Source organism: Haloparvum sedimenti (genome assembly GCF_001462205.1).
Classification (GTDB): domain Archaea; phylum Halobacteriota; class Halobacteria; order Halobacteriales; family Haloferacaceae; genus Haloparvum; species Haloparvum sedimenti.
The window spans coordinates 1-10,919 of sequence record NZ_LKIR01000023.1; the positions used below are offsets into that span (position 1 = coordinate 1).

12 protein-coding genes are annotated in these 10,919 nt (G+C 55.4%); 7 read left to right on the top strand and 5 right to left on the bottom strand.

Going from position 1 to position 10,919, the window contains the following annotated elements:
• Positions 1-520, top strand: a 520-nt coding sequence (locus AN233_RS01320) for a DUF63 family protein (protein ID WP_125919945.1), incomplete at its 5' end; no start/stop codon positions are given.
• Positions 521-548: 28 nt separating this feature from the next.
• Positions 549-1,724: an NAD(P)/FAD-dependent oxidoreductase gene (locus AN233_RS16000; RefSeq protein WP_080508285.1), complete on the top strand. Its 1,176-nt coding sequence runs from the start codon at positions 549-551 to the stop codon at positions 1,722-1,724.
• On the opposite strand, the gene AN233_RS16005 is transcribed toward AN233_RS16000, so the two are convergent.
• On the bottom strand, positions 1,713-2,708 hold the full coding sequence (locus AN233_RS16005) for a universal stress protein (protein WP_080508286.1): 996 nt from the start codon (positions 2,706-2,708) through the stop codon (positions 1,713-1,715). The genes AN233_RS16000 and AN233_RS16005 overlap by 12 nt on opposite strands.
• Positions 2,709-3,550: 842 nt before the next feature.
• Here AN233_RS16005 and AN233_RS16015 point away from each other — a divergent pair.
• The 4 genes from AN233_RS16015 (at position 3,551) to AN233_RS16655 (ending at position 5,641) form a co-directional block, all read left to right on the top strand.
• The gene (locus AN233_RS16015; RefSeq protein ID WP_233547761.1) at positions 3,551-4,294 is read left to right on the top strand and encodes a class I SAM-dependent methyltransferase; all 744 of its coding nucleotides are present in this window, start codon (positions 3,551-3,553) and stop codon (positions 4,292-4,294) included.
• A 179-nt stretch (positions 4,295-4,473) separates the two neighbouring features.
• A complete protein-coding gene (locus tag AN233_RS16020; protein ID WP_080508287.1) occupies positions 4,474-4,614 on the top strand; it encodes a YHS domain-containing protein in 141 nt (46 codons plus the stop codon).
• 93 nt (positions 4,615-4,707) lie between these two features.
• Entirely contained in the window at positions 4,708-5,205 is a 498-nt protein-coding gene (locus tag AN233_RS16025; RefSeq protein WP_199708871.1) for an Lrp/AsnC family transcriptional regulator, read from the top strand.
• A gap of 211 nt (positions 5,206-5,416) precedes the next feature.
• Positions 5,417-5,641: a hypothetical protein gene (locus tag AN233_RS16655; protein WP_125919946.1), complete on the top strand. Its 225-nt coding sequence runs from the start codon at positions 5,417-5,419 to the stop codon at positions 5,639-5,641.
• Here AN233_RS16655 and AN233_RS16660 read toward each other — a convergent pair.
• The 3 genes from AN233_RS16660 to AN233_RS01335 all read right to left on the bottom strand — a co-directional run bounded on the left by AN233_RS16660 (position 5,620) and on the right by AN233_RS01335 (position 8,297).
• The gene (locus tag AN233_RS16660; RefSeq protein WP_119712965.1) at positions 5,620-6,294 is read right to left on the bottom strand and encodes a DUF7546 family protein; all 675 of its coding nucleotides are present in this window, start codon (positions 6,292-6,294) and stop codon (positions 5,620-5,622) included. The two genes, AN233_RS16655 and AN233_RS16660, sit on opposite strands and share 22 nt — an antisense overlap.
• A 441-nt stretch (positions 6,295-6,735) precedes the next feature.
• On the bottom strand, positions 6,736-7,365 hold the full coding sequence (locus tag AN233_RS01330) for a methyltransferase family protein (protein ID WP_199708873.1): 630 nt from the start codon (positions 7,363-7,365) through the stop codon (positions 6,736-6,738).
• 101 nt (positions 7,366-7,466) lie between these two features.
• A complete protein-coding gene (locus AN233_RS01335; protein ID WP_058365076.1) occupies positions 7,467-8,297 on the bottom strand; it encodes an IS5 family transposase in 831 nt (276 codons plus the stop codon).
• Positions 8,298-8,497: 200 nt separating this feature from the next.
• Between AN233_RS01335 and AN233_RS16030 the strand changes: the two genes are divergently transcribed.
• Positions 8,498-8,659, top strand: a complete 162-nt coding sequence (locus AN233_RS16030) for a permease (RefSeq protein ID WP_080508288.1) — start codon at positions 8,498-8,500, stop codon at positions 8,657-8,659.
• A gap of 88 nt (positions 8,660-8,747) precedes the next feature.
• On the opposite strand, the gene acnA is transcribed toward AN233_RS16030, so the two are convergent.
• A partial coding sequence (gene acnA / locus AN233_RS01340) for an aconitate hydratase AcnA (RefSeq protein WP_058365077.1) occupies positions 8,748-10,919 on the bottom strand: 2,172 nt, incomplete at its 5' end.

Here is a 10,919-nt window from a genome sequence, read left to right on the forward strand (position 1 = left end):
ACTCGTGCGTGACCAAAATATCGGTTCTATCCCGCTAACAGTCGGGCTTGTCGGGTCGGTGTGGGCTGTCAGTGCCGTCGGGTGGGCAGTTTGGCACGGCCTCTCGACGTCGACCCCACTTCGCCTATGGGTTCCTGTCGCGACGACGGGAATAGCTCTCGGAGTGACCGCGCTCTACTACTGGGGCGCGAGTTTCGTCAACGTCACACACCTTCGACACCCGCTAATTCTGCTGGCCGTCTTTGGCCAGCTGTGGGACGCTGCGCAGAACCTCATCGGTGTGACGTTCATCGGCTACTCCCCCAAGTTGTTCGTCACGAATCTCGTGTACCAGGCGACTGGATTCTCCGGATCGACGTTCGTGCTGAAACTTGTCGTGACTGTCGGCATCGTGTGGTATCTCGCTGATGCGAAAGAGGAGATGAATCACACGTGGTGGTGGCTTATGACGTTCTTCATCGGAGCGATCGGACTTCCGATGGGCGTTCGGGGATCACTTCGGATGCTGTTGGGAGCTTAACGATGGTCTCAAAGATTGGTACAAACCGATGACTCGAACATGCAGAATTGCGATAATAGGTGGAGGGATGGCCGGGCTTGCAGCAGCTGCTGGATTTGACGACGCTGGGTTCGACGTCGAACTATATGAGCGGCAGTCCTACGATAGCAAACGCGTTAATTGCGGAGAAGCGATGACAGCGGTATCGAAGATCCCACTCGAGCCGACTGTAGAGAACGGCTTTCTCAATCCGCTGCCAGCGATGGAAGTGGAGGTGTATGACGGAATCGACGCCGATCGCCACCGCACTGGAGCCGGCACCTTTCCTGCTGCGGATACATATATAACGGACCGAAATGTCGTTGAGCAGTCCTGGGCAGAACAACTCTCAGAGAAGGGTGTTGACATCCACGAAAACCAGTCTATCACACGGACAGATTTCCACGAGTTCACCGATGAGTATGATCTCGTCGTTGATGCAACCGGTCAGCCATCACTCTCTAGTAAAGCGCTCGGAACAACCAACGAGTATTCAGGATATATGGTAGCGCTTAACAGTGATGTCGAAGGGGACTTCACCGAGTTGTACCCGAACAGCCGGATAATTCTGGAGAACTATACAGGGTACTCGTGGGCATTCCCGAAGACATCGCAACGAGCCAACGTTGGTATCGGCTGGACGGTCAGTGACCGGCCTAGTGATTATATGAAGGCATTGAGGGAAGCCTGTAAGCGGAATGGGTGGCCAGTCCCGTCGCAGGAACAGACGAACGTCGCAATCATTCCCGAGGGACCAAGCCTCGATCCCGACAGAACGTATCTTCCGGAGCGCTCTGTCGTACGGATTGGTGACGCTGCAGGTCTCGCAAACCGACTCACTGGAAAGGGGATTTCACAGGCCGTCGAATCAGGATTTCTGGCCGCAGAGCTGGCTAAAAGCGGCCAATTACACACATACCCCGACAGATTATATCAGGCGATGAAAGCAGAGTATATATTCGCCACAGTTGTGAGATATTTTCTTGAAACTCGCAACCCACAAATTCTGGGAGCAGCAATTCGTGCCGCCGCCGGAATAGATATTGAACACGTTGACCGGTCTCCGAGCACAGTTCTACTGCGTCTCCTCCGTCGCCCTGTCTTGTTCGCCCGTATTTTTTCGAGACAACGAGTTTTAAAGCGTGTCTATGGAGGAATTACCAACCAGTGGGGGTTAATTGATTAATATTCGATTTTGGTTTTCCTTTCGAAGAAACGTATACGGGTGCTTTTTCAACTCCGCTGTCGTGCGATTGATCGTTAGAACGGGGCTATCTGCTTCCTCGATCACTCGAGCTGCGACACTTCCCTGTAACAGTCGGCGAATACCAGTCAATCCTCGTGTCCCCATTGTAACAAGGTCAATGCCATTCACCTCAGTATATTCGAGAATCTCCTGTTGAGCTTGACCATAACTCAACGTAGTTCGGACAGGAACGTCTAAGGTCGCTGCCTTCTCCGTAATGTCTTCTAGGAGCCGATCTCCCCGCTGTTCCCAAGAGTCAGTAACCTCTCTCCACGTGTATCCAGGCCGACTCGAATAGGACTGTTTATCCACAACAAGAAGTCCATGCAGGGTCGCGTTATGCCGTTTAGCAATTTGTAGCCCATGTTTGAACGCAACAGACGCCTCATCATACCCATCCGTAGGCACGAGAATATCGGTGAACTGGCTGGTAGATGAACCTCCAACCGGATCAGAGGGGTTCCTATCAGGTATCGTCAAGACAGGAAGAGGGATATTTTGAATGATGTGACTGGAGACGTCTCTCTGGAGAACTCGTGCTAATCTAGTCTGTTTAGGTTTCTGGTGGACAAGCAAATCAATATCATTCTCTTCAGCGTACTGCCGAATAACATCTGGGGAGTGCCCACGATCCACTGCTGGTATTACATTGAGTCCGAGCGAGTGGGCCTGATCCACCACGGGTTCAATTACCGCTGCTGTGTCCCACTCCTCTTGTGTAGTGACCTGGTCGGATTCCAGCCCCGTGCGGTCCTCATCTTGAATAGATAATACGTGGAGAGCCGCATCATATGTTTTTGCAAGTGATAGACTGTATTGGACCACTGACTCCGCTACATTAGTTCCGTAGAGTGGAATGAGTATCTGGTTGTACAGGTTGATGTCCGGGCCTTCTCGAACTTCTAGGCGGCTTGGGGAGCTCATACATATCTATACGTAAGGACGATTTACCGCGCTTTCTGTTAAGAATCGAAACCGGCCGAATGTTCTCTGGGATAGTGAATTGAGGGGTTCACCGGGCGTAGCCCTTGCTGGATCACTCCCGTTTCGAAAGAAAACAGGGGGCGAGAGTGTGGGACTGACGTGTCCTAGTATCAGTACCTCACAAAGCGTCCTCAGCTAACTAATTCTGAAGCGTGATTTTCTGTGTCAACGCGAATCTATCCCTGATTCTCACCAAGTAATCACGCATAAATTGGCGGGAGTGCGGGATTCTCTCGCTGAATCAAGATAGATACAGAGAAAAATAGGACTGCGACTGATGATCAGACGACTCCTCCATAGATTCGGATACATCTTCGCACACCTCCTCTTTTTCCGCGCAAAGACACCAACAGCTGTCGTGGAGCAGCTTCGCATCGCGTATCGGCTTGTCGGTGTCCGGATTGTCGAGACGCCACAGATCGACGGCGTCGAACGGACGATCTTCCTCTGTCCGTATCGAAATCTTGGTACGACGTGGTTTGGCAGAAGTGGGGCTGTCACGACATTCTCGACCGAGTCGACGACGGGTACGTCACCTACCTCCGCAAACACAAGAAATTCGGGTATCAGCGGCCTCAAGACTGTACTAACCTCGAATACTGTAAGGAGTCCGAATACTGCTACTCGGATGTCTCTGTCCCCAAGGAATAACTGATGGTTCCGGAAGACCTTCGCGAACGGATTACAGATCAATTCTCAGGCCCTGGTACTAGAGCCGATATTTGGCGTGGGTTCGATCTCATTCTAGATACGGAGGCTTTTCTCAATCTTGGATACTCTCCGTGGCACCTGCCGCATTTTATCGGGTCCATCAGCTGCGTCTTGAGGCGAAAATCGGCAAATGTCTTGATATACACCTTCAGGAGACAACGGGATATCCACTTCTAGACGTTGGATGCGGCCGGGGCGGACCAGCAGTCGATCTCGCGAACGAATTCGGATTCGACGTCATCGGTGTCGATCTTGTTCCATTTAATACGACACAAGCAGTGCAAAACGCGAATAAACACGATGCTGACGCGCAGTTCGTCGTTGGAGACGCAACGGCTCTCCCGTTTGACGCTGAAACGATGACCGCCTGCACGGCCATCGACTCACTCGTCTACGTTCCGGATCGCAACAGTGCTGTCTCGGAGATAGCAGACGTTCTCACCTCTACCGGTGTGGTCGTTATTTCCAATCTCTTACGACGTATTGGCGGTAGCGAACAAGGTCAACGAGCAGTTGAGAGATTTGCTGATGAGTGGGATATGCCGCCACTTGGAACGGAGGAGGAGTACGAACAGATGCTCGTAGATGTCGGATTCAGTCTTCAGCGAGTCGAGGATATCACAGCATCCAGCGTCGGTCGCTTCCGGAAGTGGACAACACTCTTCCTCGGACTTGTGGCCAGTCCTGCCCGTCCTCTTATCACTTACCTGCTTCAACAGTTAGGACTCGATACATCAGCCCTCCCCCCTCAAGTCAGAGTGGCTCATCAGGCGCTCCCACACCTCAAGCACGTCGTTTATATTGGACGCACATAGGAAACCGTGGGCACGTACAAGCGGCACATTCGGTATTGTGAGGAGATGGGCCTCGATTCGTGTCTTCAAAAGGCCAGAACGTCCAGATCCGCTCAGGTCGCTCGGCATTACGGCTTTGGATTGCTAAGAGCAAAGTGCTTGATTTAGGAACCCGTATATATGATGCGGGGTGAAACCGAATGGCAACTGATCCCGTCTGTGGAATGGACGTCGACGAAACCGAAGCACCAGCCAGCGCTGAGTACGACGGTCAGACGTACTACTTCTGTGCGGAGGGATGTGAAGAGACATTCACTTCAGCACCAGAGGAATACGTCTAAACGCAACATCCATCGAGAAAACCCCGCGACTCAAGCGTCGTAGCTCCCCACCCACCCACCCCCCGATCCCCCCTCACCCCATTTCATCTTTCAATGACGCAACATGGAATTGACGACACGGACCGTGAAATTCTCCAGCTCTTAGCGGAGAACGCGAGACGGCCATATAGTGCAATTGCTGAGGCAGTAAATCTCTCAGCCCCGTCCGTTTCGGCACGCGTTCGTCAGCTGGAGCAAGAAGGCGTTATTCGAAGATTTACTGTTGACCTCGACCTCACACCGTACGACAACCGGATCGGCGTAATGGTGCGTCTCCAGCCTGAACTCGGGAAGACGGATCCACTTCGAAAATCGGTTCTGGAGACACCTTGCGTAGAACACGTTTTCACAACTGCAGAGGGCGAGATCGTGGCCGTTGCAACGCCGCCGCGTGCTACAGTCGGGACGTGGGCGCAGCGAAGTATACCACTGAGTGACGTGCGACGATACGACGTACAATTGCTGTCGAGCGCTACCCGCTCAGCGTATTCCGAGAGAACTGAATCCGCACTCAAATGTGCGATTTGCGGAACCACTGTCGGCGAAGACTGACTAGCTGCCCGTATCGGTGGTTCACTTCGGCAGTTTTACAGTGAAGACTGCGAAACGATATACAGGGAACAGTACACAGAAAGTCAAGAGGAATCTGATACTTAGAGTCCAGCATCAGCCGTGTATTCAATTTCTGATTGCTCACGAGGTTGCTACTGATTGTTTGGATTTGGAACAGTAATCGCAGTGGATCAGGAGCGTGGGTACACCTATGGACGAATCCACAACCACCACGGCAGAAGCTACCATCAGCGAGGTACTCGTCCGTGCTGATGAGATTGAAAAACCGCACGGGTTAAACCTCCCGCTGACGCGATCTGTGTCTGTCTTCACCGGTGCCAATCTGAAAATTCCGGCGAGAGAAATCGTCGGCATCGGCGATGAGAACGGTTCGGGCAAATCCACGGTTATGTATCAATTTATTCGGAACTGGTGATACTGCCTCGTGAGTACCTGGCGATGATAGAGGATTCCAACAGCCACGAGAAAAAGAACGGTTGCAATCTCATAGCCATACGCACCAAGCAATAGCATCGTTGAAGAACCACTTAGCCCGCCTGCAAGTAGTACAGCAAACAATGGACTAACGCAGGCAGGACACGCTACAATCCCGACAATCCCTCCGATTGCTGACTGCGAGAGATCAAGCAACGCATCGTAGACGAGATACGCCAGCGCGAACAGGCCAACCGCCTGGTAAGGAATGAGCGAGACAGTGATCAGGTCACCTGTATAGACGAAGACCGGACTCCACCCCAAAGACCGACCCCACGTCATTCCGAAACCGCTTGGCCCAGTGAGCTGCCCGAAATGAGAGGTGCTCGGTCCAAGTAATCCTGAGAAATAAAACATAACGATGAGGTATAGAGCAACGACAAGTGCGGCACCAAGACGATACACGCGGCGTGTCGTCTCAGGTCGAGTATGCCAAATCACCCACACAGAGGCGGTGAACCAAATGAATGGAAGGACGAAATGGGTCCACCGACTCCCCATATCCCCTGTGATATATGCGTACACCAGCCCGGCGACCAACTGCATAGCAAGGAGGATATTGAGCCACGTGCTGGATACGAGAAATCGGCTCATACGATCGCTTTCGAGTGCTGGTTGCGTCATAAGTCGTAGAAGTTCACAGCTGATTACGTATTCAGGGACTCACGAAGCGATAGACAATCAGCAATAAAAAGCAGTTCGAAGTTGCTGTTCTGCTTTCAAACCAGTGAACCGCCTCAGGTTCCAGCTACAAGGCACTCTGCCCGGTCTCCCTGTAGAGAAGATCATTGACCGACGTGTTGTTGTCGAAGATCGTCACTTGGGTAAGTGTATGTACTTATAATAATTCTGGTTGGCGTGGGGGAGTCGGCCTGCTATCCAGTGTGGTTGGTATCCCCATTGTCAACATCGTCCCGCACCTGAAGGCGCGAGTTTCCGCCTTGCGGCCATTCTGGCATCAGATCTTACGTCTTGGCTAGACGGATGGTGGTGACTGAGATTCAGGCTTCGCTGCCGCCTATGGAGGACGATAACTCAAGAGTCTTCAAAATCATCACCGCCGCTGCGAGACTCTGCCACGAGATCGCGCCACTGCTTCCAGCGGGGGATAAACATCGGCACCTTGCGCTGATACGTTCGATACTCCTCACCGAATTTGTCGATCATATCACGCTCTTCCCTCCGTGCAAGCCACGTGAAAACTACTACAACGAGCGGAAATAGACCGACAGAGAAGATCGTCGGCCAGTGAATGATCCCCTCGCCGAACAGCGCGATGAACAGGCCAGTATATTGTGGATGACGGACATACCCGTAGAGTCCGTCTGAGACCAGTCGATTGTCCTTCCGAGCCCGATAGACTTGTCGCCACCCCTGAGCAAACAGGCCGATGCCGACAAATGCCACCGCATAGCCGAGCAGCATTGAGACGAGCATACCCGCCTCGCCAAACCCGACCAGTGTAGACCAGAGATTGGTGCTAACGTACTCGCGATCCAGACCGAAAAATCGAACCAGCAGATAGATCGTGAGCGGAAACCCGTACATTTCTGCGTATAGTGCGATGATGAATGCCTGTACCACCCCGGCGCCGACCCACTCTCGCCAACTGTCCGGGGCAAAATTCCGATAGAAGAACCAGGAAACCACGACGATGACGATCAATGCGAGTCCCCAGGCTGCAGGGTTTAATACGGAGAAATTTACCGCCAATGGAGTCATAAACTGTCTGAACTGCCTTGTTGAATCCGATGACGGCGTCGGGGTCACTGTTTGAGCGCTCGTTCGAGGTTGTAGACGGCGGCGGTCAACACGAGTTTACGGAACTCGCGGTACCACGCGCGAGGGTGGACAGCGGGGCCGAACCGACGCTTGATGGCCGAAAAGGTAGTCTCGGCCATCCAGCGCTGTCTGTATAACTCGCTGTCCAACCGTGCGTTGTGTGCGTGATCGTAGTGGGCGAACAGCCGGTGACGCAGCAAGGGCCGGACGCCCTCTGAACGGAGGGCATCCCGGAGAGATTGGTCGTCATAGCCCTTGTCGCCGGCGAGACTCTCGATTTTCTCGGTGTTACGAAGGGCGACTCGACGGCCAGTTTGCGTGTCGTGCGGCCAGTGTGCCGAGCAGTGAAGATCGAGGATGGCACACGAGTCTGTATCGGCGAGGGCCGTCATTTTCAGCGTGCGTATCTGGCGATTCGAGCGGTGTTGGTAATGTCTCGATGCCGTTTCGCGGTCGAAGAACGTGGCATCGATGGCACCGTGCGAGCCCGGATCGCAGATGTTTGCGGATTCCCGAAGGAAGCCGCGCCACACCGACATGGGCACCCTCTCGAACGACCGGTACAGCGTTGAAGATGCGGGAAATGCCGTCCGCGACAGTTGTAACAGACCACGAACGCGATCCATGTCGCTCGCCCAATCCACGATCTCGCGGTACGTCGCATCCATGTGAACCCGCAAAAAGTGGAGCGTTACGTGCTTCCAGCCGGGAAATCCGTTGCCAGTCGGATCACTCACCGCCGTTGGACTGGCGGCACAGCGTTTTTGAGCCAGCGACGCGGCTTGCTTAACGAAGCGGAAGAGTAGGTTAGTCACATTCAGCTCTTCCGCTTCGCTTTCTCCTTCAGAGCGACGCTATCCCTTCGCCCTCTGCGGATTCAACAGAGCAGACAGATCAGATTTCTTGATTCTCTCAATCATCGCTGTAATCACAGGCGTCATCTGTGTCGTGACGACCAACCACTCGGGAATCCTTCGTAGAGAGCACATGACAGACCGCGACGACGACCGCCGCAATGGCGTGGATTACTTGGTGGGCGCTCGTCATCGGATTCGCCATCGCCGGCAGCGTCGAAGCGTGGGTCTCGACCCAACAGATCTCGGAGCTACTTGAAGACCACCGGCCGCGCTCAATCGGGCTCGCAACGTTCTTCGGGGTCGTCTCCTCCTTGTGTTAGAGGCCAGCAGCCAGATACGTCACAAAGTCAGTTTGACCAGCGACAGCCCTCGTAGTGTCCGGAAAAGACGGCTCTCTGGAGGAGGTGGCTACTCCTCGGTGAGCAATCGGCGGAGCACTAGATGCAGGATTCCGTCGTTCTCGACGTATCGAACGGCTGCAGGCGTCCCAACCTGTGCCGTAACCGGGAATTCGACGGTTGAGCCATCGGCACGTTCTGCAACGACTGTGAGATCGTCGTTCACGTCTAGACCGTCGTCAAGTCCGTGAATTGCGATTCGTTCCGAGCCGTCGAGGCCGAGCGACTCCCAGGAGTCCTCGTCGGCGAACTGGAGCGGGAGGACACCCATGCCGACGAGATTGTCACGGAAGATACGCTCGTAGCTCTCCGCGATGGTTGCGCGGACGCCCAAGAGGTCAGTCCCCTTTGCGGCCCAGTCACGGCTCGACCCGGTGCCGAGTTCCTCGCCGGCGAACACGACCAGCGGCGTGTCGTCCTCGCAATAGCGGCGGCTCGCTTCGAAGACGGTCGTCTGTTCTCCCGTCGGCTGGTGAATCGTGTAGCCGCCCTCGACATCTTCGAGCATCTCGTTCTCGATGCGAACGTTGGCGAAGGTGCCACGCATCATTACCTCGTGGTTTCCCCGGCGAGCGCCGTACGTGTTGAAGTCGTGGGGTTCGACGCCCTGTTCAACGAGCCACTCTCCGGCGGGTTGCTCGCGAGTAAACGGCCCGGCGGGACTGATATGGTCGGTCGTGACCGTATCACCGAGCAGCATCAGCGTGCGGGCATCCTCGATGTCCGCGGTGCCGGGCTCTTCCAGCGGGAAGTCCTTGAAAAAGGGCGGCTCGCGGATGTACGTCGAGGAGTCGTCCCACTCGTAGACGTCGCCGGTTGGCGCGTCAAGCGCGTCCCAGCGCTCGTCACCTTCGAACACTTCGGCGTACTTCTCCTCGAACATCGAGGAATCGACACTGTCGTGGACTGCCGTGTGGATCTCGTCGGCGTCGGGCCAGATGTCCGAGAGATAGACCGGGTTGCCGTCGTCGTCAGTGCCGAGTGGATCGTGTTCGAGATCGATATCCATGCGCCCGGCGAGACCGTAGGCGACCACCAGCGGCGGACTGGCGAGGTAGTTCGCCCGGATCTTCGGGTGGATGCGTGCCTCGAAGTTCCGGTTGCCAGAGAGGACACTCGTCGTCCAGAGATCCTCGGCGTCGATCGCGCGTTCAATGGGTTCGGGAAGCGGGCCGGCGTTCCCGATACAGGTCGTACAGCCGTAGCCGACGACGTTGTAGCCGAGATCTTCGAGATAGGGAAGCAGTCCCGATTCTTCGAGATACTCAGTGACGACACGACTGCCCGGTGCAAGGCTCGTTTTGACGTGGTCCGGGATATCGAGCCCGCGCTCGACGGCGTTACGGGCGAGCAGTCCCGCCGCGAGCATCACCGACGGGTTCGACGTGTTCGTACAACTGGTGATGGCGCTGACGACGACACTTCCGTGCCCGATCTCGGCCGTCTCACCGTTCACGTCGACTTCGACTCGGTCGTTAAGTTCGCCGACGTCCGGCTCCTGAAGACCGGGGTCGGGTTGATCGTCGCCGGAAGCGCTGCTCTCGCTGATCCATCGCGTGAGCGCATCCTCGTCGACGTCGTCGAGGTCGTCCGCGAATTCGCCGTGAACCAGTCCCCGGAAGTGTGACTTCATGTCGCCCATTGCGACCCGGTCCTGGGGCTTCTTCGGTCCGGCGAGGCTGGGGGTGATCGTCGAAAGATCGAACTCGACCGTCTCGGTGTACTCGGGGTTCTGTTCACCGAATAGCCCCTGTGCGTCGAGATATTCGCGAACGAGTTCGATGTGCTGCTCATCGCGGCCCGTGAGTTCGAGATAGTCGAGCGTCGCGTCGTCGACGGGGAACATACTGATGGTCGAGCCCTGTTCGGGTGCCATGTTCGCGATGGTCGCCCTGTCTGGAACGGTGAGATTCGACACACCGGGGCCGAAGAATTCGACGAACCGGTCGACGACGCCGACCTCCCGAAGCTGCTCAGTAACATGAAGGACGAGGTCGGTTGCGGTCGCTCCCTCGGGAAGTTCGCCGGTGAGCCGGACCCCAACCACCTCGGGGAGCTTCATCGTGATCGGCTGGCCAAGCATCGCTGCTTCAGCTTCGATGCCGCCGACACCCCAGCCGACGACGCCGATGCCGCCGATCATCGGCGTGTGGCTGTCCGTCCCCACGAGCGTGTCCGGCAG

Excerpts from the sequence above, each read along its gene's own strand:
- AN233_RS16655 (WP_125919946.1), top strand. The coding sequence starts at position 5,417 with ATGGACGAATCCACAACCACCACGGCAGAAGCTACCATCAGCGAGGTA.
- AN233_RS16020 (WP_080508287.1), top strand. The coding sequence starts at position 4,474 with ATGGCAACTGATCCCGTCTGTGGAATGGACGTCGACGAAACCGAAGCA.
- AN233_RS16660 (WP_119712965.1), bottom strand. The coding sequence starts at position 6,294 with ATGAGCCGATTTCTCGTATCCAGCACGTGGCTCAATATCCTCCTTGCT.
- AN233_RS16000 (WP_080508285.1), top strand. The coding sequence starts at position 549 with ATGACTCGAACATGCAGAATTGCGATAATAGGTGGAGGGATGGCCGGG.
- AN233_RS16005 (WP_080508286.1), bottom strand. The coding sequence starts at position 2,708 with ATGAGCTCCCCAAGCCGCCTAGAAGTTCGAGAAGGCCCGGACATCAAC.
- AN233_RS16030 (WP_080508288.1), top strand. The coding sequence starts at position 8,498 with ATGGCGTGGATTACTTGGTGGGCGCTCGTCATCGGATTCGCCATCGCC.
- AN233_RS16025 (WP_199708871.1), top strand. The coding sequence starts at position 4,708 with ATGACGCAACATGGAATTGACGACACGGACCGTGAAATTCTCCAGCTC.